Consider the following 24,438-nt stretch of genomic DNA (forward strand, 5'->3'; position numbering starts at 1 on the left):
CTCGTACACACATATACGACTTGTGCGGGAGGTCGCCCGCCCGGGCGGCGATCCGGCAGAGAGGAGCACACGACCATGACCACGACACGCACACCCCGAGGGGGTGCGACATGAGCGCGCCCGGCACCCCCGCGGCCCCGAAGGCCGGGGCGAGGCAGTGGTGGGGGCTCGCCGTGCTGGTGATCCCCTCGACGCTGCTGTTCATGATGCTGACGATCCTGTTCCTGGCAGCCCCGAACCTCGCCGCGGACCTGAACCCGACGAGCACGCAGCTGCTGTGGATTCTCGACATCTACGGCTTCGTGATGGCCGGGTTCCTCGTCGCGATGGGCGTGCTCGGCGACCGGGTGGGCAAGCGCCTGCTCATGGTCATCGGCGCGTCCCTGTTCGCTGCCGTCTCCATCGCGGCGTCCCTGACCACGATCCCCGAGCTGATGATCGTCTGGCGCGCCGTCCTCGGACTGGCCGCAGCGATGATGGTGCCCGCAACGATCGGACTGATCTTCGTGATCTTCGCCGACGCGAAACAGCGCGGCGTCGCCATCGGGGTCTGGGCGGGCGGTATCTCCGCCGGCGTCGCCCTCGGCCCACTCCTGTCCGGCCTGCTGCTGGAAGGGTTTGGCTGGCAGGCGACGTTCCTCGTCGCGGTGCCAATCATGGCGCTCGTCGCCATCGGCGCCCCAATCCTCGTGCCCGAGCACCGCGATCCGTCGGCGAAGATCGACCTGTTCAGCGCCCTGCTGCTGGTCGGCGGGCTGCTCGCGATCATCTACAGCATCAAGCGCTTCGCCGCCCAAGAGCCCGTCGGGCCCACACTCGGGCTGCTCGCCGCAGGCGTGCTGATCGGGCTGTGGTTCACGCTCCGGCAGCTGCGCGCCAAGCAGCCCCTGCTGGACGTGCGGCTGTTCGCCAATCGCACCGTCTCCGGTGCGCTGGCGGTGTTCCTGCTCTCGGCGGCGGCACTGGGTGGGGTGTACTCGCTGTTCACCCAGTACCTCCAGACGGTGCAAGGCCTCTCGCCCTTGCAGGCGGGCCTGGCGATCCTGCCTGCGGCGGCGGTGCTGATCGTCGTCTCGACCCTCTCGCCGGTCTTCGCACGGAAGTTCCGGCCCGGGAACGTGATCGGGATCGGCCTGCTCACCCAGGTCGTCGGCTACATCCTGTTCACCCAGCTCGACGCCGGCACAGGCCTGGCGCTGGTGATCGCGAGCTTCGTGATCACCTACCCCGGCGTCGCCCCCTCGATGGCACTGACCACCGAGCTCGTGGTGGGCTCGGTGCCCCCGGAGAAGACCGGCGGCGCCTCGGGGCTGGCGACCACGGCGAACGACCTGGGCATCTCGCTCGGTGTCGCCGTCATCGGCAGCGTCGGCCTCGCCGCCTACCGCAACCGGATCGACGGCACCCTGCCCGACGGGCTCTCCCCGGAGGCCGCGGCCGCCGCGTCGGACAGCATCGACGGCGCCCTCGCCGCCGCTGCGGAACTGCCCGGCGCGCTGGGCGAACAGCTGATCGCCGCCGCACAGGCGGCCTTCTCCGGCGGCCTGAACATGGCGGCGATCGTCTCCGCGGTCATCGCCGCGGTGGCCGCGATCATCGCCGCTACCCGCCTGCGTCACATCCGTCCCACCGGGCAAGCGCAGCGCCTCGCTGAGGAATTTCACACCAGCCAGGAATACCCCTAAGGGGTATTGTGTTGGAGGAGCCATGTCCTAGCGAAAGCCCGAGAAGATTGTCACGAGAATGCGGGAGCGAGTCACCATAATGAGTGGCAGATACATGCAACTACAAGCCGCCGGGCGCTCACTTGCGATCTGATCCGTATCCGATCGAACCGTAATCAACCAAAGGAAGAGATCTACCTGATGACTGCATACGAGAACCTCAACCTCACCGACACCTCCGCCACGGGTGGCAGCTGCTGCGACCATACGCCCAGTGCGGAGACCATCGCCCAGACGCCGGCCGATGCGATGACCGAGTGCCAGGTCATGGCCGGCACCCCGGTCGTGAAGGCCGACGCTGAGGCCGCCGGACTCTACCGCGACCACAACGGGCAGCGGTACTGGTTCTGCTGCGCGGCCTGCGGGCCCCTGTTCGACGCCGACCCCGACCGCTACGCCTACGCCGCCTGACGGCATCTGGTTCCGCGCTCCCGACGTGCGGACGTGCACGGGAGCGCGGAACCTTCGCCCCGGTCTCGCCTCTGGGCTGGGGTGACGAACGAAGGAGACGAGACCATGAGCAACGATCCCTCGACACGATCGCACGCGCATCCTGAGCACGTGGACGTTCAGCACGCGCACCACGACGAGCCGAACACCCACTCCGGTCACCACTCGCACGACCACCACCAGAGTCACGGCGAGCCTTCCAGCCATCACCACGACGCCCACGCGCACCACGAGGGACACGGCGGACATGATCATGGGCATGCCGGACACGGGGATCACGTCGGGCAATTCCGGCGCTTGTTCTGGATCATGCTCGTGCTCGCCGTGCCGGTGGTGGCCTGCAACGACATGTTCGCCCACCTCGTCGGCTATCAGCTGCCCGAGGCCGCGTGGGTGCCGTGGGTGTCGCCGATCCTGGGCACGGTCGTCTACCTCTGGGGCGGCAGGCCGTTCCTCTCGGGCGGGCTGAGCGAGATCCGCTCCCGCAAGCCGGGCATGATGCTGCTCATCGCACTGGCGATCACCGTCGCATTCCTCGCCTCCTGGGGTGCGAGCCTCGGCATGCTGCACCACGAGCTGAACTTCTGGTGGGAGCTGGCGCTGCTGGTTGTCATCATGCTGCTGGGGCACTGGATCGAGATGCGCTCGCTCGCGCAGACCACCTCCGCCCTCGACTCGCTCGCCGCGCTGCTGCCCGACGAGGCCGAGAAAATCGACGGCAACGACGTAGCAAAGGTCGCTCCTGCTGATCTGGCCGTCGGCGACGTGGTGATCGTGCGCCCGGGTTCCTCGGTACCCGCTGATGGCAGGATCGTCGACGGGGCGGCCTCGATGGACGAGTCGATGGTCACCGGCGAGTCGAAGACGGTGCGCCGGGAGACCGGCGATCAGGTGGTCGCCGGCACCGTCGCCACCGACTCCGGCCTGCGCGTCGAGGTCACCGCCACCGGCGACGACACCGCCCTCGCCGGTATCCAGAAGCTCGTCGCAGACGCTCAGGCGTCCTCGTCCCGGGCGCAGCGGATCGCCGACACCGCGGCGGCGTGGCTGTTCTGGTTCGCCCTGGGCGCGGCGGCAATCACCGCCACTATCTGGTCGCTCGTCGGGCTGCCCGACGCCGCCGTGGTGCGCACGATCACCGTGCTGGTCATCGCCTGCCCGCACGCGCTCGGCCTGGCGATCCCGCTGGTGGTGTCCATCGCGACCGAACGCGCCGCCCGCGGCGGAGTGCTCGTCAAGGATCGCCTCGCGCTGGAGTCTATGCGCACCGTGGATGCGATTCTGTTCGACAAGACCGGCACCCTCACCAAGGGCGAGCCGACGGTGACCGCCATCGATCCCGCCGACACCCGGACCGAGGCCGAGGTGCTGGCCCTGGCCGCCGCCGCGGAGGCCGACAGCGAGCACCCGCTCGCCCGCGCGATCGTCGGCGCCGCGCGCGCCAGGGAGCTCGACGTGCCCGTGGCCTCGGACTTCTCATCCTCCCCGGCGGTCGGCGTCAAGGCGACCGTCGATGGAATCGTCATCGAGGTCGGCGGACCGTACCTGCTCGACCAGCACGGGGCGGACGAACTCCCCGTCGCCGACACCTGGCGCGAAGAGGGCGCGATCATCCTGCACGTGATCGCCGACGGCAAGGTCATCGGCGCCCTGCGGCTGGCCGACGAGATCAGACCCGAGTCGCGCGAGGCCGTCGACGCGCTGCACGCCGCCGGGGTCCAGGTCGTGATGATCACCGGCGACGCGCGGGCCGTCGCCGAGACGGTCGCGCGGGATCTCGGCATCGACCGCGTGTTCGCCGGGGTGCGCCCCGAGGACAAGGCCGCCAAGGTCGCCGAGCTGCAGCACGAAGGTCGCCGGGTCGCCATGGTCGGCGACGGCGTGAACGACGCTCCCGCACTCGCCCAGGCCGACGTCGGCATCGCGATCGGGGCGGGCACCGACGTGGCGATCGGCTCGGCGGGTGTGATCCTGGCCTCCTCCGATCCCCGGTCGGTGCTGTCCGTCATCGAGCTCTCCCGCGCGGCGTACCGGAAGATGAAGCAGAACCTGTGGTGGGCGGCCGGCTACAACCTCGTCTCCGTGCCGCTGGCCGCGGGCGTCCTCGCGCCGATCGGCTTCGTACTGCCGATGAGCATCGGGGCGATCCTCATGTCCGTCTCCACCGTCGTCGTCGCCCTCAACGCGCAGTTACTCCGCAGGCTCGACCTCACCCCAGAGGCCAGCACCGCCCGGATCCTGGATCGCTCAGCTTGAGAGCCCGTGAAACTTCCCCATCATGCCTATGCGGTGGCTAGCTACTCTGCAATTTGCACGACTCCTAGCTCGGGCTGCGAAAAGTGCTAACGAAAGTGCTAAGCAGCCTGTAGGTCGGGGTATCGCGGTGGAGTTATCCACAGGTTAGATGCCGTAGATCGTTGATTTCATACAGTAGAATGCTCGCCCGAGATTCGCGGCGCGAGGGGGTCGAGGTCAGTTCAAGTCCCCTCGCGCTAGCGACTGAACCATCGCCTCAAACGGCTCCGCTCTCCCCACAAGCAGGTGCAATCGGGTTGCGTGAGGTTGCACTGTGCAACCTCACGCAACCCCGGTGCCGGGTCAGAAGAGCGTCCGGCAGTCGCGCCTGCTCGGCGAGGAGTGCCGCCGCGTAGGTGCTGGCAGCCGTCGGGCTGGTGGCTGCAGTTCCTGGGGTTGCAGACGTTCGGCGAGCACGCGTTTCACGTCGCTCCATAGATCAGGCCGATCATGCCGGGCGTCGCGTTCGCATTCCTGGCGCAGGTCGTGGAGGAAGCGGGCGCGTCGGTCTGGGGTGGAGAGCTGGGCTTCGTAGAAGCCGTCGAGGTTGTAGTGCGCGATGAACCCGAAGCAGCCGTGAGTGGAAAACCCGCCGTACAGGGATCGGGTGAAGCGCTCACGCGGGAAGTCAGCAGCGATGAACCGCAGCAGCGAGTTCACGAACCGGGCCTTGCGCTCCGGCGTGCCCGACTCCCACCCCGACGCCTCGAACTGGGCTGGCTGGTACCTCGGTGCTCCCGTGCTCATGGCGCGCGTCCCTTCCTCCGTGGAGTCTCGGTCAGGAAGAAGGTGCGCGTAGACAGCTACGGCGCAACGAGCAGATCGGCGCGAGCAGCGTGTGACTTCTGAGGCGAGTGATGCACGCGTCAAACCGCAGATGCAAGACGCGTGGAAGGTCAGGAACGAGACGTACGACGAGCTGATCGCCTGCGCCTCGGCGAGGTCAGGCTGGCGTGCGTCGGCGACGGAACTTGCGAGTGAGAGTTCCGAGCGTTCGAGGTGGGCGCGGGGTGCACCTGAGAGGTGACCATCCGGCAGCACTGGGCGTGCGGGCCGGGAGCACCGATCACCGGGAGCCCCGATGCGAGAAGACCCCGCCCCAAGCGCCGCGCTTCTCCGCGTCGGGTCGTTGTTCTCCGGCTACGGCGGTCTCGACCTCGCCGTCGAACATGCCCTCCACGCGCAGACGGTCTGGTTCTCCGAGATCAGTCCCGTGCAGCGCGTCTTCGCGCACCACTGGCCGGACGCGCCGAACCTCGGCGACATCACCACGATCAACTGGGCGGACGTGCCGCCGGTGGATATCCTCTGCGGCGGGTTCCCCTGTCAGGATGTCTCGACTGTCGGGAAGATGGCCGGCCTCACACCTGGCACCCGCTCCGGGCTCTGGTCGCACATGGCCGACGCGATCGACCGGTTGCGCCCCGAGTACGTCGTGATCGAGAACGTGCGCGGTCTGCTCTCCGCATCCGCCGTTCGTGCAACCCCCGAAGGAGTCTCCGATGCAACCCCTGACCCCGCAACCCTTCGCGATCTGGAACCCGGCCTCTGGGGTGTGGGAGACGAGCCAGCTCGACCTCTCCGGGCGCTCGGCGCCGTACTCGGAGACCTGGCCGACCTCCGGTACGACGCGCGCTGGATCGGCCTACCCGCTTCCCTCATCGGCGCACCGCATCCCCGGTTCCGCGTCTTCGTTCTCGCGCATCGCGCCGATTCTCTTTCGCACGCCGCTCGCCTCGGACGCTTCCCGCGGCGGGGAGAGCGGGAACAATCGCGCTCTCTCATCAGGTCATCGACCTCGCCTTGCACGGGCCGAATGGCTCGACCGAATGTCGGAACGAGTCGGAGAGTCTGTGGTCGCTGATAGATGGCATCTTCACCGCTGGGGACGATACGCCGACGCCATAGCCCGATGGGAGTACATCACAGGGAGTGCGGCTCCGAGCCCGGCACTCCTTCATGAGTCCGGCGGACCGAGACCGGCCCCGGCGTTCCTCGAATGGCTGATGGGACTTGAACGGGGCTGGGTTACGGGCCCGGCTTACGTACTGACCGCGAACCAACAGATAACCGCGCTCGGCAACGGCGTGCTCCCGCTCCAAGCGGCCGCGGCTCTCGAAGCCCTCCTGCGACAATGGGAGTAATTCGACGGAAGGAAGCCAGGTGTCCCGCTCAAGTCCTCTGACGCGCTCATGGGGAGCCCGCTCTCTGATCTGGCCGGGCTCACCATGAGCGCGTCAGCGATGAGTAGCGGGAACGATCGGCTTTCGCTGGCGAATCAGGACCTGGTGGCTACTGGTGGCTACCAGCCACTGCTCGCCCGCACCCGCACCTTTCACCGACCAGTCGGCCCCGAGACCTATAACTGCGTAAAGCTCGCCACCGTGCGCGACGGATCGGCAATCGTTTACAGCGAGTTTGGGGAGAAGCACGCGAAGGTCGGTGACGTGCTGCTGCTCGGCGCGAACGTGCTCTGCGGCGCGCAACCCGAGGGCCACGTCACCGTCACGGTGATCTATCTCGATCTCGATTTCATCCTGGATCAGTTCTTCTGGCAGTACATCGATATCGTCAAGGATCGCTTCGCGTCGCAGAGTGTCGCGGACACGATCTACACCGAGCCCGCACAGTTGATGGGGCTTGGTGAGGATCGGATCGGGATGCTGATGCCGTGGCTTGATGAGTTGGTCGCGCTCAGCGTCGACGGGCAGTACCGGGAACGATTCCACCGGATGCAGGCGCTCTGGCACGCGGTGATCGACCAGGTGTCCCCGTTCATCCACGTCTCGCCGACTCGCACTCTTCCGGCTCAGCGGGCGCGCACGCGCCCGTCGGTCCCGCGTGGGCGGCGGTTCGCACCGCTGCGGGCCGAGGCCCGTGCTGTGCGAGAGCTCCTGGCCTCTGATGTGCGCCGTGCATGGTTGCTCTCGGAACTATCAGGAGCGGTACACCTTTCCGAAAAGCAACTCGTCCGAGTGTTCACGAACGCTTACGGGAAGACGCCGCTGGCATATCTCACGATGCTCCGTGTTGAGGAGATGGCGCGGCTCCTTCGTGAGTCTGGAGTGTCGATTGCCGAGGCCGGCAACCTGGTTGGGTGGGTGAGTCGGAATCGTGCTGCGACGGCTTTTCGGGAATGCACTGGTCTCACTCCGGGCCGGTACCGGGCGATGCAAGAAAAATCGTTGTGACCAGCATTTAGACATTCTCTGCGCAGGGAATGGACGCAGTTCGCCCGACCGCGGGAACGAATCTCTCATGGGCTGCTATCGGTAGTCCTACGTCAGGTGCCGTTGGGTCCTGACGGCCAACCTACCTCTTACTGTTCGCTGACCGTCTCGACCCGCCGCCGGCATCCCCGGCGTACCTCGCTTGCACGGGCACCCCGTTCTCGGGCCGCCCCGATGACGAGAGGAGGCGGTCATGGCTGCGAGGAGAACCCCCGAAGAGGCGCGCGCCGCGCGGGAGGCGAAGCTCGACGAGGTGCGCGAGCAGCTGAACGCGCAGGTCGAGAAGCTGGTCACCGGTGAAGACTGGAAGCAGGCGCTGACGTTTGCGGCGAAGTTCCGGTCCCGCAGCGTGAACAACTCGTGGCTGATCTTCGCCCAGCATCAGGCCGCCTGGGAAGCCGGCCGGGTGCCCGAGCCGATGCCGACGTACGTGGCCGGGTTCCGGCAGTGGGAGCAGCTCGGCCGCCAGGTTCAGAAGGGGCAGAAGGGGTACGCGATTCTCGCGCCGGTGACCGGGAAGTTCGCGTCGAAGACTCCTGCTGGTCCGATGTCGTGGCGCAAGCTCGCCCCGAAAGAGCAGCCGAAGCCGGGCGAGGTCGTCAGGTCGCGGATGATCGGCGCGAAAGTCGCCTACGTCTTCGACATCTCTCAAACCAGCGGCCCGGATGTGCCGCTCCCGCCTTCGCCGCAGCTTCTCGAAGGCGAGGCCCCGGCGGGGCTTCGTGATGGGCTGATCCGGCAGGTTGCCGAGGCTGGGTTCCAGTTCTTGCCGGTGCCGCACGAGGGCATGATCCACGGCGCGAACGGCAGCACGAACTTCGACACTCGGCAGGTGGCGGTGCGGACGAATATGGACGATGCCGCCCAGGTGAAGACCCTCGTGCACGAGCTCGCGCACGTGAAGATGCACGGCCCCGACCAGGAGGAAGCCCGCCAGCATCGCGGGATCGGCGAAGTCGAAGCCGAGTCCGTCGCGCTCATGGTCGGGGCCGCGCACGGGATGGACACGACCGCCTTCACGATCCCGTATGTGTCGGGGTGGGCGATGGCCGCCGACGGGAAGAACCCGATCCAGGTGGTGCAGGCGACCGCGGAGCGGGTGCGGAAGGTCGCCGTCGAGATCCTGGATCGGCTCGACACCGAACAGCTTGGCGACGGCACCCCGCCGGGCCTCACCCGCGAGGGTCCCGAAGTCTCGGCGGCGAAGCAGGTCGAGCGTAAGCCGTCGGCCCGCTCGTCCGCGCGGAAGCCAGCTGCGGCACGGTCGGCGCGTTCCTCGTCGCTGGTGCGGGGGCTGTGATGGACGTCGAACAGCTCCTCGCGCCGGTCGCCCGCATGAGTCTCGCGGACGCCGCCCGCCACTATGTTTCGCTGGGGGTGCCGGTGTTTCCTTGTGTGCCGGGTGAGAAGCGGCCGCTCGTCGCGCATGGTTTCAAGGATGCCAGCACCGATCCCGCGCAGGTTGAGGCGTGGTGGCGGCGGTGGCCGGATGCGAACATCGGCATCCCGACCGGCCCCATCTCGGGGATCGAGGTTGTCGATGTCGATGTGAAGGGCGACCCGCCGCGCGGTCCCGCCTCTTGGCAGCAGGCCACCGAGGCGGGCCTGCTCGATGGGTGGGCGGTGCAGGTCGTCACCCCGTCGGGCGGGTTGCACGCCTATTATCCGGCAGCCGCCATCGAGCAGCGGTCGTGGGCGTCGGGGGCGGCGCAGCTCGATTTCCGAGGCACCGCTGGTTACATCGTCGCCCCGCCGTCGAGAACGATCATCGACGGCGAGACGGTCGCGTATCAGCTCCTCGACCTCGCCACTGGCGACGTGCATCCCGTCGACGCGGGCGCGCTGCGGGAGTTTCTGGACCCGAGGCCCGTGCGGTCGTCGTGGGAGGCGCGCCCGTTCCGCGGCACTGTGGAGGAGCGGGCGAAGCGGATCGCGGCATGGCTGGAAGGGCAAGGCGAAGGCGAACGGAACCAGGGCCTGTTCTGGGCGTCGTGCCGCCTCGCGGAGAACGGCGCCACATTGGCGGAAGCGTTTCAGGCGCTCGGGCCGGTTGCGGAAGGGATTGGCTTGCCGCCGCGGGAGATCGAGCGCACGATCCGCTCCGCCTACCGCACTCCGAACACCACCCCGGCAGCACCCGCACCTGCCACGGCGCGCCCGGTTGCGCAGCGTGCCCCAGTTGATCGAGGGCGGGTGCTCGCATGAACATGAGGAGGGAGCGCCGGGGTGGCTGGCTCGCCGTGGTGACGGCGGTGGCGGGGACGGTGTTGATCGCGTGCGGGGCGTTCTGGCTTTCCTTCATTGCGCTGGCCGATCTCGCCCGCCGCTCCGGGATCGAGGAGGGGCAGGCGTGGGCGTGGCCGCTGATCGTGGACGGCGTCATCGTCGTTGCGACCGTCGCCGTCGTCGCGCTCGCCGGCACCCGCACCGCCTGGTACCCCTGGATGCTGCTCATCGCTGGAGCTGGGTTGTCGGTGACGGCGAACTCGATCCACGCGATCGTCGCCGCCGATGCGGATGTGCCTGCGGTGCTCGCGGCGTCGGTTGCGGCAGTGCCACCGCTGGTGCTGCTCGCGATCACGCACCTCACCGTGATCCTCACCCGCCACCAACCCAAACCGGCCCCTGAGACGGCTGCTGAGGAAGCCGCGGAACTGCACGTCGAGGCCGCGGAGCGGCCGGGCGGGCCGGTGCCGGTGGCGTCGCTGGAACCGGCGCTCCGAGCGCCGGTGCTCGCTGCGGTGCTGGCGCCCGATGCGGAGCCCGGCGCCGAAGCGGGTGATCCGCCGATGCCAGAGCAGGGGCGGGATGGGTGGTCGCGGCGTGAGGTGGCGGAGGTGCTGCGGGCGGGCGGCTGGTCGAACAAGAAGATCGCCCGCTACCTCGACGTGCACCCCTCGACCGTCGGCCGCTGGCTCCCGCAACCCAGCCCCACGCCGGAAGCCGAGCCCGGCACCGAACAGCCAGTCATCGCTATGCCAACGACCGATGCAGCAGCCGCGACGGCTGCAGATGACCCCAGAGACGAGGAGGACCCGTCATGTACCACGAACACGGCCCCGAAGTAGCGGAGGCGGCGCGGTCGCGTCTGCATCCCGCGCTCGCTGCGGCGATGAACGCCGAACGAACCTCGCCGGGCGGGCCTGAGCAGGTGGAGGCGGAGCGGTCGATGCTCGCCGTACACCGCGACCCCTCCCTGACCGGGAGCGACCGCGCCGAGCGCGACACGGTAGAAGCCGAGCCGGATGCTGAGGCGAAGCGGCGGACGCAGATTCGGTGGGTGCGGCCGACCGAGCTGGCGATGCAGGGCGGCGCCCGCGCGACCGGGTGGGGGCTCGATCTGCGGGCCGAGCTCGCCCAGCGCCTCCGCGACGCCCGCGCCGACCGCAAGCAGGACCGCGCCGAACAGCGTGCGGTCCGGAGTGAGCGGGCATCGCGATTGCCCGATCTGTCGATCCGGGGCCGCAGACGCCAGACACGACCGGAGCCCGCGCGTTCGGGGATGGGGCTGAGGTGATCCGCCATGCACGAGTCAGCAGCCCGGTTCGCGCAGGACCTTCCCGGCCCCAGGCACGCGGGGCGCACCTGCCATGTAGGAGGTGCCGTCATCATGAACCAGACCCGCACGAAGAGCACCCCTGCCGCACGTCCCGAACGGGATGCGCGGTGGGGGTTCGAGCATTCCGAAGGGCTCCGCGCCCTGCTGATCCGCCTGCACGAGGAAGGCCGATGGGCGTGGCGGCACGACCCCGAAGTCGCAGCCCTCATGCGGCACGCGGCCGACAAGTACGCCGCGCTCGCGCGCCGGCACGGCCTCGACCCGTGGGAAGCGGCCGCCGCGGCGTTCGACGCGATGCGCACCGGCGCCGTGAGGCGCGCCGACGACCCCTGGGCCGTCATCACCCGCGCAGTGAAAGTGACCTGCATCGCCGAGGAACGCGCGAACGGGCTGCTGTGCTCCGTGCATCAGGCGCGGCGACCGAAGTTCTCCACCCACCACGACGCAGAGCGCTTCTCGGACCGGGAGAACCCGCTGACCGACTACCACCACAGCCTCACAATCCCCGCCCCCGACCTCATCGAGGAACCCGAGCACGACGAGACCCCCGCCCGGGTGGGGCAGGCCGTCGAAGACGCGGTCGCGCTGTTCCATCTGCTCGGCTGGCCGGTCGAGGCTGCACGGGGCGGGATCGAGTACATCATCACCCGGCTCGCAGAATCAGCGTCGCGGGCTTCCGCGTTCGAGTCGCTGCGCCGCGACTACCACGCCCGCGCCCTCCTCGACATCCCCGCCGCCTCGTGGCTTGCGATGCTGCGGGTGGCGCTGGGGACGCCGGACCCGAACCAGGCGCACACCAGCGCCGCACGCGGCATCCTGCACCGCCTGGTCACCGGCGAACCCCTCCGCGCGCTCCTCGCCGACGACCGGGTGCTGTCGGAGGTGGTGCTGTCCACCCCAGACGGAGGTGGCTGCCATGGCTGCCAGTAGCCCGGGGCATATCGAGCTGGAACGCTCCCTCGACTCCATCACCGTCGGGAAGCGCCACCGCACCGACCTCGGCGACATTCCGGCGCTCGCCGAGTCCATCCGTGCAGAGGGCCTGTTGCAGCCGATCACCGTCACCCCGGACGGGGTGCTCGTCTGCGGGCGCCGCCGCCTCGAAGCGCTGCGCCTGCTCGGGCAGCGCTCCACGAACGTGTGGGTGCGGTCGAACCTCTCCGGCCGCCTCTCCCAGCTCCTCGCGGAACAGAACGACAACTCGCTGCACAAACCCCTCTCCCTGATCGAAGCCGAATCCCTCTACCGGGAGCTGAAGGTCGTGCTCGCCGAAGACGCCGCCCGCCGGCAGGCCGCAACACGGTTCGGAGCCGACGGCGAGAATCCGCAGGATTCTGCGGAAGTCCACGGTGCCGTCGAATCGACGGCACCGCGCTCCGCCGGGGAAGCCCGGGTGCAGGCCGCCCGCATGGTCACCGGGCACGGATCGCAGACGATGCTCGAACAAATCGGCAGATTGAAGGATCTCGCAAACGACGACACCCGACCCGAGCACATCCGCGCCCAGGCCGTCGAGGAGCTGGCGCGGATCGAGGCCGGCGGGAAAGTGCACGGCGCGCACCTGCGCATGAACACCGCCCTCTCCCTGCACGAGCTCGACCGGATCGCCGTCAACCCCGCCCAGCCGGACCCCGTGCGCATGCAGGCCGCCGCCTCTGCCGAGCAAGTGCGTGCCGCAGCCGCCAGGGAGGCACGGACGGCGGAGCTCGCGCAGCTCGCCGCTGCGGCGATCGCCCGCATCACCTCCACGGGTCGCAAGAAGGGCAAGAAGCCGGTACGGCCGGTGGAGCGTCCGAAGCTGACGCTCGTGGTGCTGCCGCCGCGCGCGTTCGTCGCGCTCTGGGCCGACATGGACGGCTGGACCCAGAAATACGACCCGGGCACCCTCGCCGCGGAACTGACCGGGGCGGAGTGGGAGCGCGCCGAAGCCGTGCTCGCCGAGACCATCGCGTTCTTCGCCCTCATCCGCGCCGCCCGCGAAAACGCTGCGGCGGGCAGCACGGAGGTGCAGGCCGTCTAAACCTGCCTGCCGGCGGCTACGAGCCGCCGGCTGTGCGTGTGCACCTTCCGGGTACCGAACTCGCCCGTTCGCCGGAAGGAAGCCCGTATGCGTCAGACCACCGAGCCGGAGCAGGCGTCGCGGCGCCTGCGCATCGCCCTCATCGGCGGCGGCATCGTCCTCGCCCTGCTCGTCGGCGCCGGCATCTATGGCCTGCTGCGCGGCCCCGCCCCCGAATCATCACCCGGCCCCCGCGTCTCGGCGTCCGAGACGCCTGGTGCTGACCGGGATCTCTCGCCGCGCGAGCTCCCGGCCGTCTCAGACGCGGAACGGTTTGCGCGGGACGTAGCCGAGGGGCTGTTCGCGTGGGATACCGGCCTCGGCTACAGCCCGCACGAGTACATGCAGGCGATCATCGATGTCGCGGACCCGGACGAAGCACCAGGCCTCGCCGCAGACCTCCGCGCCTACCTCCCAGACGATGCCGCCTGGGCCGAACTGCGGAACTACTCGACCCGGCAATGGCTCACCATCGACACGATCACCTTTCCCGAGAGCTGGGCGGGCATCGCCGCCGACGCCCGCCCCGGCACGCTCCTGCCGGGTGCGACCGCGTACACAGTCACCGGCACCCGGCACCGGACCGGCGTCTGGGAAGGGCAGGGCGTTACCGATGCGCGCCCGGTGTCGTTCACGATCTTCGCCGCCTGCCCGGACGACGAGGACTGCCGGCTGCTGCGGCTCTCCGCTCTCGACACCCCGCTCCGATAGCGAGGACGGCTCGGTGATGGTGAAGAAGCTGCTCGTCCTGTTCTTGGTGCTGTTCTGCGTCGGACCGTCGACCGCGCTGGTCGGCATGGGAGCGTTCATGGGCCCGTTAGGGTTCTGCCTCACGGATTCCCTGACGGTCGGCCCGATCCCGGACAAGCTCGCCGCGACCACTGCCGATGGCACCTCGGTTACGCTCGAGAAGCGGCAGCTCACCCACGCGGCGACGATCATCACCACCGGGGCGAGCATCCCCGGCGTCGGCCAGGCGGGTGTGCGCATCGCGCTCATGGCGGCGCTCACCGAGTCCCGGCTGCGGATGCTCGCCAACACCGGCGCCTACCCCGAATCCGGGAACTACCCGAACGACGGCGACGCCTCCGATCACGACAGCCTGGGGTTGTTCCAGATGCGGCCGGCCGCGGGCTGGGGTACGGTCGCTGAGCTTATGAACCCGACCTATCAGGCGAAGGCGTTCTACGGTGGTGAGCAGGGCCCGAACTTCCCCTCGCCGCGGGGCCTGCTCGACATTCCCGGCTGGCAGCAGATGGACCCAGGCTCCGCCGCGCAAGCCGTCGAAGTGTCGGCGTTCCCGGATCGGTACCGGAACTGGCAGCCCGTCGCCGAAGCGATCCTCACCGCCCTCACCAAGCCCGCCCCCAGCGGCGGCGGGAACCGTGGCGGGGCGGTGCCGGAGACCAGCCGCGTCGTGTTCCCGCTTCCCGAGGGCTCCTACACGAACACGGATAGCTTCGGCTGGCGCACCGACCCCTTCACCGGCGAGCGGCAGTTTCACTCCGGCTCCGACCTCGCCGCCGCCGACGGCACCCCGATCTACGCGGTCGCCGACGGCCGCGTGACCGTCGCGGAGTTCAGCTCCGGATGGGGCGGCCTCATCGTCATCGAACACACCGTCCAAGGCGCCCGGGTCGCGTCCTATTACGCGCACATGTGGCAGGACGGCATCTACGTCACCAGCGGGGAGACCGTCGCGGCCGGGCAGCACATCGGCGATGTCGGCTCCTCCGGCCGCTCGACCGGCCCGCACCTGCACGTCGAGATCCGCCCCGGCGGGCAGGCCCAGCCCCCGGTGAACGCAGTCGAGTGGCTGGCGCAGCACGGCGCGGTCCCGAGTGACGGCACGACGGGCGCGCCCGGGTGTCGCGCGAACCTTGGAGGTGCCCGGTGAACGTGTTTCCCGACTTCGGCGCCGTCGGCGCATCCGGGGAGTTCGCGTCGGTGATCGGCGCGCTCCTCACCTACGTCCTCATCGGCGCCGTGCTCACCCTCCTCGTCTCTGCAACCATCTGGGCCATCGCCTCCCACACCGGGAACCCCTACACGGCGCAGAAAGCCCGCGTCGGCGTGTTCGTCGCCCTCGGCACCGCAGCCCTCGCCGGCGCCGGCATCGCCTGGGCGAACTTTCTCCTCACCATCGGCGACCGCATCTAAGGGCTCGGCCACCGGGCCTGCTGAGTGCACCTGCTTGTCGGACGGATCGCGTCCGCTTCACCGACCGGCAGGAGTGCCCAACCATGATCGATATCGACCCGAACAGCAACGGGCTTCCGGGGATCGCGCAACTGCGCGACATCGTCGGCGCGGTGATGACCGTCGGCCTCATCCTCAGCGTGCTGGCGCTCATCGTGTCCGCGATCGTCTGGGGCTTCGGCGCGAATAGCAGCAACCCGCACCTCGCGTCGAGGGGAAAGACGGGCGTGCTCGTGTCGTGCGGTGCGGCGGTGCTCGCTGGTGCGGCCGTCACGCTCATCAACTTCTTCTGGACCGTCGGCCAGGCCGTCAACTAGCCGGGTGGTGGTTCAGGGTGAGTATCTGCGACATCCCCGGCGTCTCCACCGTCTGCACCGCGATCGGCGAGGGCCCCGCCGGCCTCTTCTTCGGGTGGATCGCCTCCGCGATGGGGCTCGCCGTGTCCACCCTGTTCCAGGGCATGTGGGACGTGTTCTCCACCACCACCTCGGTCGACGTCACCAGCGACGGATACGTGAAGGTCTACAACATCCTGTTCGGCATCGCCGTGTTCGTGACGCTCCTGTTCTTCTGCTTCCAGCTCATCACCGGCCTCGCCCGCCGCGACCCGTCCGCACTCACCCGCGCCGCGCTCGGGGTCGCGAAATCGGTGCTCGGCTCGTTCGTGCTCATCACCTGCACCGCCCTGCTGCTCGAAATCACCGATCAGCTCTGCGTCGGCATCATCCAGGCCACCGGGCAGACGATCGAGAGCATGGACGACCGGCTCGCGCTCCTCATCACCGCGGTCACCATCACCTCGGTTGCTGGGGGTGCGGGGGCGCTGCTGACGATCTTTCTCGCGGGCCTCATGATCGCCGCGATCTTCATCCTCTGGTTCAGCCTCCTCATCCGGAAGGCCTTGCTGCTGGTCGCGATCGTGTTCGGCCCGGTCGCGCTCGCCGGCCTCACCTGGGAAGCGTCCCGCGGCTGGTTCGGGAAGTGGGCGACGTTCGTGGTCGCGCTGATCGCGTCGAAGCTCGTGATCGTGGTGATCTTCCTCATCGCCACCACCCAGGTCGCCGCACCCATCAGCCTCGACCTGAAATCCCTGTCCGAACCCATCGCCGGGATCGTGCTGCTGTTCGTCGCCGCGTTCGCCCCGTACCTGGCGTACAAGTTCCTGAGCTTCGTGGGCTTCGACATGTATCAGGCGTCCTCGATGGAGCAGGAGGCGAAGAACGCCCTCAACCGGCCCGTCCCGCTCCCGTCGAAGCCGAACGGCCCCGCCCCGAAGCAAGTGCTCAACGGCGCAGACACCGGCAAGGGCGCCGGAACGCCGAAGCCCACACCCACCCCAGCACCAGCGGCGGCGCCTGCCGCGGCCGGCACCGCAGCCCCGGCTGCCACCGGAGGCACGGCCGCACCGGCCGCCCCGGCTGCGGCTGCTGCGCCGCCGGTCGCGGCGGCCGTCGCCGCAGGAGTCGTCGTGAAAGAGACCGCGACCGCGGGCCCGAAGATCGGCGAGGCCATCGGTGACGCAGCGGACGGGCACGCGGGTAGTGCGTCCGAGCCGGCGGCTCCGCCGCCTGGGCCGCCGGTGCAGCAGCCGCCCGCGGTGCTCCCGCCGCCCTCGCCGCCAAGGACCGATCCGCCCGCCCCGACCGGGAAGCAGTAACCCATGAGCGCGAACACCTCCGAAGCGTCGCTCGAGCTGCGTCCGGTGCAGTTCTCTCGCCTCACCAAGCGCGGCCTGCTCCTCGGCCTCTCCCTGCCACAGCTTCTCGTCCTCGCGACCGCGCTCGGCATCATCGTCACCGGCCTCTACACGGGCGGCGGACAGGGCCTTGCCTGGTCGTCGCCGGCGTGGGCATCCCTGGTGGTGATCGCGTGGGTGCCCGTCGGCGGGCGGAAGCTGATCGAGTGGGCGCCGATCGTCACCCGCTGGCTCCTCCGCACCCGCGCGAAGCAAACCCAGTATCGGCGCAGGGTGGTGAAGCCGCGCCCGGCGGGCACGCTCGCGCTCCCCGGCGACCTCGCCGCGCTCCGGGAATGGGTGGACCCCGAGACGGGGGCGGCGATGATCCACGACCCGCACGCCCAGACCCTCACCGTCGTGTGCGGGGTGGCGCATCCCGCGTTCGTGCTTCTCGACCCCGGCGAGCAGCAGCGCCGTGTCACCGGCTGGGGTCGCGTCCTTGCGGCCGCGTGCCGGTCCGGGAGGATCGCCCGCATCCAGGTGCAAGAGCGCACCCTGCCCGATTCCGGGTCGGGGCTGACCGAGTGGTGGCGCGAACACGGCCACGACGACGGCTCCTGGGCGGCGAACACCTACCGGGAGCTCATCGAACGGGCGGGCCCCGCCGGGGAACGCCACGCCACCACCGTGTCGCTCTCCCTTGACATGCGAGCCGCTACCCGGCAGATCCGTTCCGCGGGCGGCGGCATGAAGGGAGCGGCGGTGGTGCTCGGGCAGGAGATGCAGTCGTTCCAGACCGCGCTGCGCTCCGCCGAGCTGCAGATGACGGGATGGCTCACCCCGGGTGATGTCGCCCTGATCCTCCGCACCGCCTATGACCCCGCCGCCGGCCCCGCCTTGGAACGTCACGGCGCGCTCGGCCGGGAGCTCGCGACCGCGGGCCCGGTTGCGGTGAACGAGGCCTGGGACCGGCTGCGCTCCGACAGCGCGCACCACGCGGTGCTGTGGATCAGCGAATGGCCGAGGGCGCAGACCTTCCCCGGGTTCCTCGCCCCGCTCGTGCTGACCGGCGGGGTGCTGCGCTCCTTGTCGCTGCACTATCTGCCGGTGCGGGCGGATCAGGCCGCCAGGGATTTGCGGCGGAAGAAGACCGAGATGGTCGCCGACGCCGCCCAGCGCCGGAAGATCGGCCAGGTCGAAGACACCCAGGCCACCGCCGAATACGGCGACGTGCTGCAACAAGAATCTGAGCTGACCGCGGGGCACGGGGTGCTCCGCGTCGTCGGCCTCGTCTCCGTCTCCGCACCCACCAATGGGGAACTGGATGCCGCGGTATCGCAGATCGAGCAGGCCGCGATCCAGGCGTCCTGCGAAACCCGCCGCCTGGTCGGCCAGCAGGCGCAGGCCTTCACCGCGGCCGCGCTCCCGCTCTGCCGCCCCATCTGAACCAGCGGCGAACCTTCGCGCACCTGGCATACGAATCATCTTCACGATTGGAGCATCGGACATGCTGACCTTCACCGATCCCGTCGCTGACGCGGAGGAAGCCTATGAGGCGATGCGGGCGCTCGCGCACGCCAGCCGCACCTTCGAGCAGCCGGAGGACATGTACGGGGTGCTCGGCGATCTCCTCGGCAGCGTCCGATCCCTCGAACAAGTCCTCACCCAGATCGCCACCGCCCACGAGAGCTCGCGCGACCGCGCCGCCGACGACGCCGGAGACCGCGCCACGGGCGTCCGCGATGCACTCACGACCGCCGGGGAGCTGCGGCAGGCGGCGGCGCTCATCGGTGAGGCGGAACGACGCCTCGATGCGGCATCCGCGGCGGCGGGCCGGATCGCCTGGCACCCCGCCGCAGAAATGCCGGAAGTCGGGCATCTGATCAACGTGGTCTTCCTGCAAGGCGGCGAAGCCGACCGGCTCCTCGACCTCATCGACCAGGGCGGCGCCGATGCCGTGATCCAGGAACTCGCGGGCTACGACTACGGTGACGAGACCGTGGATGCCGCGCTCGAGAACGGGTACGTCTACGACACGCCGCCGCAAGGCCTCCTCGACTGCACTGCCCAGTTGGACGCCTACACGCTGGTCTACAACCAGGATCACCGGCACCTCGCCCTCTACCGGCACATGGACGTCCTCCCGTCCCCGGTGCTGCTCGGCCTCGAAGACCCCCGCCACGCCGCCACCACTACCGAATCGCCGTCGTCTGCGATCGCCGCCCCGTCTGGGGTGCGGGCGGGGCCGATCCTCGCGCGCGAGGCCGCGCGGGAGCAGTCGCGGCGAGACCGCCTCGGCACCCCGGCCATCCGCCGCGAGCAGCCCGGCAGGCAGACGGGGCGGGGGCTCGGCCGATGAGCGACGACACCGATCCGGGACGTCTGCATACCTCGGTGCTCGTCGGGCCCGAAGGAGAGCTCCGCCGGCACCGGAAAGCCCGCGCCCAGGCCGCCGCCCGCATCCACGCCGAAGCCCGCGCCGAAACTGTGGCGAAGTTGCGGGCGGAGGCGGCAGCAGCACGCGAAGCCCGCCGTGCCACTCGCTACCTGCCTCGTGCCGGAGAGGAGGGACCGGCGGCGTTGTGCACGCCGGGCCGGTTCCGGCTCCCGCGCCACCAGGACACCTCGGCCACGCTGTCGGGGCATTACCCGTTCCTCGCCGAAGGCGGGCTCGGCTCCGCCGGCACCTTCATCGGACAAGACCTCTACTCCGGCGGATCTTTCGTGTACGACCCGTGGGAGCTGTACCGGCAAGGCGTCATCACCGCCCCGAACCTGATCCTCGCCGGGATCGTCGGAAGCGGGAAGTCGTCGCTTGCGAAAGCGCTCTACACGAGGGCGCTCCCGTTCGGGCGGCGCGTCTACGTTCCCGGCGACCCGAAAGGCGAGCACACCCCCGTCGCCCGCGCCGTCGGGGGCCGCGCGATCGTCCTCGGCCCCTCGCTCCCGACCCGTTTGAACCCGCTCGATGAGGGATACCGGGCCGCGGGCATCCCGGACGCCGACTGGGCTACACAGGTCGCAGCCCGCCGCCGGGATCTCATCGGCGCCCTCGCGGAGACCGTGCTCGACCGGCGGCTCTCTCCGGTCGAGCACACCGCGATCGATATCGCTCTCGCAGACGCCGTCAGATCAGCGGAGGTGCCGATCCTACCGATGGTCGTCGACCGCATCCTCTCGCCCTCATCGGCGGACGATCCCGACGGCCGGCTCGCAGAAGACGGGCGGATGCTCGGGCACGCGCTCCGACGGCTGGTCGCCGGGGATCTCAGCGGCTTGTTCGATGGGCCGTCGACGGAGAAGTTCGACCCGACGCTGCCGATGCTCTCCCTCGACCTGTCCCGCGTCTCGGAGAACAGCGCCCTGCTCGCCGTGCTCATGACCTGCTCTGCGGCGTGGATGGAATCAGCGCTCCAAGACCCGTCCGGCGGTCAGCGCTTCGTCGTCTACGACGAAGCCTGGCGCCTCATGTCCTACCCAAGCTTGCTTGCCCGCATGGATGCGCAATGGCGGCTCGCCCGCCACTACGGCATCAGCAACCTGCTCATCTTCCACAAGCTCACCGACTTGGAGAACGTCGGCGACCAAGGCTCCAGAATGCGCGCCCTCGCATCGTCGCTGCTCGCGAACGCCGAAACGAGGATCGTGTACCGGCAAGAGAGCGATCAGCTCGGCGTCACCGCACAAACCCTCGGACTCACCGGAACCGAACGCTCACTTCTCCCTGGGCTCGGCATCGGGCAGGGCCTCTGGAAGATCAAAGACCGCAGCTTCGTCGTGCAAGTGCAGTTACACCCCGCCGAACTGGAACTCTTCGACACCCGCGCCCGAATGCTCTAAAAAACCTAGATGTTCCGGTGAATATTGACGGTTTTGGCGGGAACTTCCGCCCGTGCCGTCGTTTTGGTGTGGGTGCGGGTGGATGTTCGAGGAACTGCCTCCTCTGCGACTGTACCGCGCCCGCCGGTGCGGGTGTCGTGAGGGCTCCGCGGGGGCGGGAGTGCCGCTGCTGGGTCGCGGGTGCATGGTTCGCCATCATCGACAATAGTTCAGTGCTTGCTGTATAGTTCAGTGCATGCTGACTATTGCTTCGCGTCTCGACGTCATGAACCGGCTGGGCCGGGCCATGGCGGACCCGACGCGCTCCCGGATCCTGATGACCCTGCTGGACGGCCCGAGCTACCCGGCCGTGCTCTCGCGCGAGTTGGAGCTGACGCGCTCCAACGTGTCGAACCATCTGACCTGTCTTCGCGACTGCGGGATCGTAGTCGCCGAGCCCGAGGGTCGGCAGACGCGCTACGAGATCGCCGACCCGCACCTCGCGGCGGCGCTCACGGCGCTGGTGGACGTGACGCTGGCCGTGGACGAGCACGCGCCGTGCATGGACGCCGAGTGCACGGTGCCGGGCTGCTGCGCGACGAGGGCGGGCGAGTGAGCGCGGCGTGTGGCTGCGAGCACGAGCCGGAGAGCATGGTGGGCGAGGAGTCCGAGGAGGCGGAGCGCCCCTGGTGGCGGGACCGCGGGATCATGGTCCCGGTCTTCTCCGGCGTGGCCTTCCTGATCGGCCTCGTCCTGGAGTGGTCCGGGCTCGAGTTCCCGGCGCTGGTGGCGTTCTGGATCGGCCTGTTACTAGGCGCGTCGACGTTCACCCCCGGCGCGATCCGCAAGCTGTTCCAGGGCAAGCTCGGTATCGGCCTGCTGATGACCATCAGCGCGGTCGGCGCAGTGATCCTCGGCTACGTCGAGGAGGCCGCCGCGCTGGCGTTCCTCTACTCGATCGCCGAGGCCCTGGAGGACAAGGCGATGGACCGGGCCCGTGGCGGGCTGCGGGCGCTGCTCAAGCTCGTCCCGGAGACCGCGACGATCCGCCAGGACGGGGCCTCGGTCGAGGTCGCGGCCAAGGATCTCGCCGTGGGCCAGGTCATGCTGGTGCGTCCGGGTGAGCGGATCGCGACCGACGGGATCGTCCGTACGGGGCGCTCCAGCCTGGATACGTCGGCGATCACCGGGGAGTCGATCCCGGTCGAGGTCGAGCCCGGCGACGCGGTGTCGGCCGGGGCGATCAACACCGCCGGTGCGCTGGAGGTCGAGACGACCGCGGCGGGCACCGACAACTCGCTGACCACGATCGTGGAGCTGGTCGAGCAGGCGCAGGCGGAGAAGGGGGACCGCGCCCGCCTCGCGGACCGCATCGCCCGCCCGCTCGTGCCCGGCGTGCTGATCCTCGCCGTCCTGGTGGCGGTCATCGGGTCGCTGTTCGGCGACCCGGAGCTGTGGGTCACCCGCGCCCTCGTGGTCCTCGTCGCGGCGTCGCCGTGCGCGCTGGCGATCTCCGTGCCCCTGACGGTGGTCGCCGCGATCGGGGCGGCGAGCAAGTTCGGCGTGATCATCAAGTCCGGTGCGGTGTTCGAGCGGTTCGGCGTGATCCGTCACGTCGCCGTCGACAAGACCGGCACCCTGACCCGCAACGAGCCCGCCGTCACCGCGGTGCTCACTGCCGACGGCGTCACTGAGTCGCAGGCTCTGGCCTGGGCGGCCGCGCTGGAAAAGCACAGCACCCACCCGCTCGCTGCGGCGATCACCGCCGCTGCGCCGGGTGCGCCCGCGGCGGAGGCCGTGACGGAGCAGGCCGGTCACGGCATCGAGGGCACCCTCGACGGCGCGCGGATCACGGTCGGCAGCCCGCGCTGGCTCGACGCCGGCCCGCTCAAGGACCGGGTCGCGGGCCTGGAGGAGCAGGGCATGACCGTCGTGATCGTGCACCGCGACAGCGCCGCGGTCGCCGCGACCGGCGTCCGCGACGAGCTGCGCCCCGAAGTCCCCGAGGTCGTCCGTACGCTTGCCGCCCAGAGCATCGGGACGACCATGCTCACCGGCGACAACGCCCGCACCGCCCGCGCCCTGGCCGCGCAGGCCGGGATCGAGGACGTGCGCGCCGAGCTGCGCCCGGAGGACAAGGCCTCAGCGATCGCCAAGCTCGGCGAGAAGCACGGGTCGGTCGCGATGATCGGCGACGGCATCAACGACGCCCCCGCCCTCGCCGCGGCGGACATCGGGATCGCGATGGGCGCGACCGGCTCCGACGCCGCGATCGAGTCCGCCGACGTCGCCTTCACCGGCCACGACCTGCGCCTGCTCCCGCGCGCGTTCGACCACGCCCGCCGGGGACGGCACATCATCAACCAGAACATCATCCTGTCGCTGCTGATCATCACCGTCCTGCTGCCGCTGGCCCTGTTCGGCGTCCTAGGCCTCGCGGCCGTGGTGCTCGTGCACGAGATCGCCGAGGTGATCGTGATCCTCAACGGGCTGCGCGCCGCGCGCACCAGGAAGTCGATCGCGTGACCGCGCAGGGCACCGTCGTCGCCGAAGGGACGAGCCCGCCCTCCCCGAAAGGTCGGAGGGCACTCGGCGTCGCCCTCGCGGTCGCCGTGCTCGCCGTGGCCCTCGATCAGGGGTCGAAGGCCCTCGCTGTGGCGCAGTTGACTTCTGGCGAGCGGGTTCCGCTGGTCGGCGACCTGTTCGGCCTGTCCCTGGTCTACAACCCCGGAGCCGCGTTCTCGCTCGGCTCCGGGTCCACCTGGATCTTCACCCTCGTCGGCCTCCTCGCCGCCATCGCGGTAGTTGTGTTCGCTGTGCGGCTGCGTGGCGCGCGGTGGGGTGCCGCGTTGGGCCTGGTCCTCGGCGGCGCGGTCGGCAACCTCGTCGACCGGCTCCTGAACCCGCCCTCCTTCGGACAGGGGCAGGTCACGGACTTCCTCGCCTACGGCGACCTGTTCGTCGGGAACGTCGCCGATGTCTTCGTCGTCGCCGGTGTCGGCCTGGTCTGCCTGAACCTTCTCCCGCCAGGCCCGGACCGGGCGTCGAACGACGCGCGATTCGAGGATGCCGCATGAAGGTCGAGTTGCTGCACATTGTCGGTTGCCCGAACACGGACGTGGCCGAAGCCAACGCGCGCGCAGCACTGGACGCTCTTGGATTCAGGGCCGTGCCTGTCGAGCTGGTCACGATCCGGACCGAGGCCGAGGCGGTAAGCACCCGGTTCGGAGGCTCGCCCACGATCCTCGTCGACGGCGTCGACCTGTTCCCGACAGCACCGGTCCGCTCGCTCGCGTGCCGCGTCTATGCGACGAGGAACGGGTTCGCCGGAGCGCCTACGCAGGAGCAGATCGAAGCAGCGCTGCGAGGCGCGTCCCGGTAGAGCAAGAACGGGCTGTAGCGCGATCGATGGCGCACGCCTCACG

24 protein-coding genes are annotated in these 24,438 nt (G+C 69.5%); 23 read left to right on the plus strand and 1 reads right to left on the minus strand.

What is annotated here, in order from left to right:
- Positions 1 to 110: 110 nt before the first annotated feature.
- From H629_RS0104480 to H629_RS0104490, 3 genes are all read left to right on the plus strand, one after another.
- The gene (locus H629_RS0104480) at positions 111 to 1,685 is read left to right on the plus strand and encodes an MFS transporter (protein ID WP_024356143.1); all 1,575 of its coding nucleotides are present in this window, start codon (positions 111 to 113) and stop codon (positions 1,683 to 1,685) included.
- Between the two features lie 180 nt (positions 1,686 to 1,865).
- Complete coding sequence (locus H629_RS0104485) at positions 1,866 to 2,135, plus strand: YHS domain-containing protein (protein ID WP_017883867.1); 270 nt, start codon at positions 1,866 to 1,868, stop codon at positions 2,133 to 2,135.
- Between the two features lie 105 nt (positions 2,136 to 2,240).
- Positions 2,241 to 4,430: a heavy metal translocating P-type ATPase gene (locus H629_RS0104490; RefSeq protein ID WP_076623916.1), complete on the plus strand. Its 2,190-nt coding sequence runs from the start codon at positions 2,241 to 2,243 to the stop codon at positions 4,428 to 4,430.
- 342 nt (positions 4,431 to 4,772) lie between these two features.
- Here the strand turns inward: H629_RS0104490 and H629_RS14445 are convergent, their stop codons facing one another.
- The gene (locus H629_RS14445; RefSeq protein ID WP_017883869.1) at positions 4,773 to 5,216 is read right to left on the minus strand and encodes a hypothetical protein; all 444 of its coding nucleotides are present in this window, start codon (positions 5,214 to 5,216) and stop codon (positions 4,773 to 4,775) included.
- Between the two features lie 334 nt (positions 5,217 to 5,550).
- Between H629_RS14445 and H629_RS13965 the strand changes: the two genes are divergently transcribed.
- The 20 genes from H629_RS13965 to H629_RS0104595 all read left to right on the plus strand — a co-directional run bounded on the left by H629_RS13965 (position 5,551) and on the right by H629_RS0104595 (position 24,395).
- Positions 5,551 to 6,333, plus strand: coding sequence for a DNA cytosine methyltransferase (locus H629_RS13965; RefSeq protein WP_017883870.1), 783 nt, complete (start codon positions 5,551 to 5,553; stop codon positions 6,331 to 6,333).
- 379 nt (positions 6,334 to 6,712) lie between these two features.
- Positions 6,713 to 7,660, plus strand: coding sequence for a helix-turn-helix domain-containing protein (locus tag H629_RS0104505; RefSeq protein WP_051137809.1), 948 nt, complete (start codon positions 6,713 to 6,715; stop codon positions 7,658 to 7,660).
- 232 nt (positions 7,661 to 7,892) lie between these two features.
- Positions 7,893 to 8,999 carry an ArdC-like ssDNA-binding domain-containing protein gene (locus H629_RS0104510; RefSeq protein ID WP_017883872.1) on the plus strand — a complete coding sequence of 369 codons (1,107 nt, stop codon included), beginning with the start codon at positions 7,893 to 7,895 and terminating at the stop codon, positions 8,997 to 8,999.
- Positions 8,999 to 9,904 carry a bifunctional DNA primase/polymerase gene (locus H629_RS0104515; protein ID WP_029746569.1) on the plus strand — a complete coding sequence of 302 codons (906 nt, stop codon included), beginning with the start codon at positions 8,999 to 9,001 and terminating at the stop codon, positions 9,902 to 9,904. Before H629_RS0104510 ends, H629_RS0104515 begins: the two co-directional genes overlap by 1 nt.
- A 2-nt stretch (positions 9,905 to 9,906) precedes the next feature.
- Positions 9,907 to 10,767 carry a DUF2637 domain-containing protein gene (locus H629_RS0104520; protein WP_200115068.1) on the plus strand — a complete coding sequence of 287 codons (861 nt, stop codon included), beginning with the start codon at positions 9,907 to 9,909 and terminating at the stop codon, positions 10,765 to 10,767.
- On the plus strand, positions 10,740 to 11,216 hold the full coding sequence (locus H629_RS0104525) for a hypothetical protein (protein WP_024356146.1): 477 nt from the start codon (positions 10,740 to 10,742) through the stop codon (positions 11,214 to 11,216). The genes H629_RS0104520 and H629_RS0104525 overlap by 28 nt, the downstream gene beginning before the upstream one ends.
- 93 nt (positions 11,217 to 11,309) lie before the next feature.
- Positions 11,310 to 12,188, plus strand: coding sequence for a hypothetical protein (locus H629_RS0104530; protein WP_024356147.1), 879 nt, complete (start codon positions 11,310 to 11,312; stop codon positions 12,186 to 12,188).
- Positions 12,175 to 13,278, plus strand: a complete 1,104-nt coding sequence (locus H629_RS0104535) for a ParB N-terminal domain-containing protein (protein WP_017883877.1) — start codon at positions 12,175 to 12,177, stop codon at positions 13,276 to 13,278. The genes H629_RS0104530 and H629_RS0104535 overlap by 14 nt, the downstream gene beginning before the upstream one ends.
- An 87-nt stretch (positions 13,279 to 13,365) precedes the next feature.
- A complete protein-coding gene (locus tag H629_RS0104540) occupies positions 13,366 to 14,028 on the plus strand; it encodes a hypothetical protein (RefSeq protein ID WP_024356148.1) in 663 nt (220 codons plus the stop codon).
- 16 nt (positions 14,029 to 14,044) lie between these two features.
- Entirely contained in the window at positions 14,045 to 15,214 is a 1,170-nt protein-coding gene (locus tag H629_RS0104545; protein WP_024356149.1) for a M23 family metallopeptidase, read from the plus strand.
- Positions 15,211 to 15,477, plus strand: coding sequence for a DUF6112 family protein (locus tag H629_RS0104550; protein ID WP_024356150.1), 267 nt, complete (start codon positions 15,211 to 15,213; stop codon positions 15,475 to 15,477). The genes H629_RS0104545 and H629_RS0104550 overlap by 4 nt, the downstream gene beginning before the upstream one ends.
- 83 nt (positions 15,478 to 15,560) lie before the next feature.
- Positions 15,561 to 15,833 (plus strand): DUF6112 family protein, encoded by a 273-nt coding sequence (locus H629_RS0104555; protein ID WP_017883881.1) that lies wholly within the window; start codon positions 15,561 to 15,563, stop codon positions 15,831 to 15,833.
- 17 nt (positions 15,834 to 15,850) lie between these two features.
- Entirely contained in the window at positions 15,851 to 17,173 is a 1,323-nt protein-coding gene (locus H629_RS0104560) for a TrbL/VirB6 family protein (RefSeq protein ID WP_017883882.1), read from the plus strand.
- A 3-nt stretch (positions 17,174 to 17,176) separates the two neighbouring features.
- Complete coding sequence (locus H629_RS0104565; protein ID WP_017883883.1) at positions 17,177 to 18,640, plus strand: SCO6880 family protein; 1,464 nt, start codon at positions 17,177 to 17,179, stop codon at positions 18,638 to 18,640.
- A gap of 61 nt (positions 18,641 to 18,701) precedes the next feature.
- Positions 18,702 to 19,553, plus strand: a complete 852-nt coding sequence (locus tag H629_RS13970) for a hypothetical protein (RefSeq protein WP_017883884.1) — start codon at positions 18,702 to 18,704, stop codon at positions 19,551 to 19,553.
- The gene (locus H629_RS0104575) at positions 19,550 to 21,034 is read left to right on the plus strand and encodes an ATP-binding protein (RefSeq protein ID WP_024356151.1); all 1,485 of its coding nucleotides are present in this window, start codon (positions 19,550 to 19,552) and stop codon (positions 21,032 to 21,034) included. The genes H629_RS13970 and H629_RS0104575 overlap by 4 nt, the downstream gene beginning before the upstream one ends.
- A gap of 235 nt (positions 21,035 to 21,269) precedes the next feature.
- Positions 21,270 to 21,629, plus strand: coding sequence for a Cd(II)/Pb(II)-sensing metalloregulatory transcriptional regulator CmtR (cmtR, locus tag H629_RS0104580; protein WP_024356152.1), 360 nt, complete (start codon positions 21,270 to 21,272; stop codon positions 21,627 to 21,629).
- Positions 21,626 to 23,539, plus strand: coding sequence for a heavy metal translocating P-type ATPase (locus H629_RS0104585; RefSeq protein ID WP_024356153.1), 1,914 nt, complete (start codon positions 21,626 to 21,628; stop codon positions 23,537 to 23,539). The genes cmtR and H629_RS0104585 overlap by 4 nt, the downstream gene beginning before the upstream one ends.
- Positions 23,536 to 24,090, plus strand: a complete 555-nt coding sequence (gene lspA / locus H629_RS0104590) for a signal peptidase II (protein ID WP_024356154.1) — start codon at positions 23,536 to 23,538, stop codon at positions 24,088 to 24,090. Before H629_RS0104585 ends, lspA begins: the two co-directional genes overlap by 4 nt.
- Positions 24,087 to 24,395 carry a hypothetical protein gene (locus H629_RS0104595; RefSeq protein WP_010157044.1) on the plus strand — a complete coding sequence of 103 codons (309 nt, stop codon included), beginning with the start codon at positions 24,087 to 24,089 and terminating at the stop codon, positions 24,393 to 24,395. Before lspA ends, H629_RS0104595 begins: the two co-directional genes overlap by 4 nt.
- The last annotated feature ends 43 nt before the right edge of the window (positions 24,396 to 24,438 follow it).

The organism is Leucobacter chironomi DSM 19883 (genome assembly GCF_000421845.1).
GTDB lineage: Bacteria > Actinomycetota > Actinomycetes > Actinomycetales > Microbacteriaceae > Leucobacter > Leucobacter chironomi.

Excerpts from the sequence above, each read along its gene's own strand:
- H629_RS0104480 (WP_024356143.1), top strand. The coding sequence starts at position 111 with ATGAGCGCGCCCGGCACCCCCGCGGCCCCGAAGGCCGGGGCGAGGCAG.
- H629_RS0104485 (WP_017883867.1), top strand. The coding sequence starts at position 1,866 with ATGACTGCATACGAGAACCTCAACCTCACCGACACCTCCGCCACGGGT.
- H629_RS0104490 (WP_076623916.1), top strand. The coding sequence starts at position 2,241 with ATGAGCAACGATCCCTCGACACGATCGCACGCGCATCCTGAGCACGTG.
- H629_RS14445 (WP_017883869.1), bottom strand. The coding sequence starts at position 5,216 with ATGAGCACGGGAGCACCGAGGTACCAGCCAGCCCAGTTCGAGGCGTCG.
- H629_RS13965 (WP_017883870.1), top strand. The coding sequence starts at position 5,551 with ATGCGAGAAGACCCCGCCCCAAGCGCCGCGCTTCTCCGCGTCGGGTCG.
- H629_RS0104505 (WP_051137809.1), top strand. The coding sequence starts at position 6,713 with ATGAGTAGCGGGAACGATCGGCTTTCGCTGGCGAATCAGGACCTGGTG.
- H629_RS0104510 (WP_017883872.1), top strand. The coding sequence starts at position 7,893 with ATGGCTGCGAGGAGAACCCCCGAAGAGGCGCGCGCCGCGCGGGAGGCG.
- H629_RS0104515 (WP_029746569.1), top strand. The coding sequence starts at position 8,999 with ATGGACGTCGAACAGCTCCTCGCGCCGGTCGCCCGCATGAGTCTCGCG.
- H629_RS0104520 (WP_200115068.1), top strand. The coding sequence starts at position 9,907 with ATGAGGAGGGAGCGCCGGGGTGGCTGGCTCGCCGTGGTGACGGCGGTG.
- H629_RS0104525 (WP_024356146.1), top strand. The coding sequence starts at position 10,740 with ATGTACCACGAACACGGCCCCGAAGTAGCGGAGGCGGCGCGGTCGCGT.
- H629_RS0104530 (WP_024356147.1), top strand. The coding sequence starts at position 11,310 with ATGAACCAGACCCGCACGAAGAGCACCCCTGCCGCACGTCCCGAACGG.
- H629_RS0104535 (WP_017883877.1), top strand. The coding sequence starts at position 12,175 with ATGGCTGCCAGTAGCCCGGGGCATATCGAGCTGGAACGCTCCCTCGAC.
- H629_RS0104540 (WP_024356148.1), top strand. The coding sequence starts at position 13,366 with ATGCGTCAGACCACCGAGCCGGAGCAGGCGTCGCGGCGCCTGCGCATC.
- H629_RS0104545 (WP_024356149.1), top strand. The coding sequence starts at position 14,045 with ATGGTGAAGAAGCTGCTCGTCCTGTTCTTGGTGCTGTTCTGCGTCGGA.
- H629_RS0104555 (WP_017883881.1), top strand. The coding sequence starts at position 15,561 with ATGATCGATATCGACCCGAACAGCAACGGGCTTCCGGGGATCGCGCAA.
- H629_RS0104565 (WP_017883883.1), top strand. The coding sequence starts at position 17,177 with ATGAGCGCGAACACCTCCGAAGCGTCGCTCGAGCTGCGTCCGGTGCAG.
- H629_RS13970 (WP_017883884.1), top strand. The coding sequence starts at position 18,702 with ATGCTGACCTTCACCGATCCCGTCGCTGACGCGGAGGAAGCCTATGAG.
- H629_RS0104575 (WP_024356151.1), top strand. The coding sequence starts at position 19,550 with ATGAGCGACGACACCGATCCGGGACGTCTGCATACCTCGGTGCTCGTC.
- cmtR (WP_024356152.1), top strand. The coding sequence starts at position 21,270 with ATGCTGACTATTGCTTCGCGTCTCGACGTCATGAACCGGCTGGGCCGG.
- H629_RS0104595 (WP_010157044.1), top strand. The coding sequence starts at position 24,087 with ATGAAGGTCGAGTTGCTGCACATTGTCGGTTGCCCGAACACGGACGTG.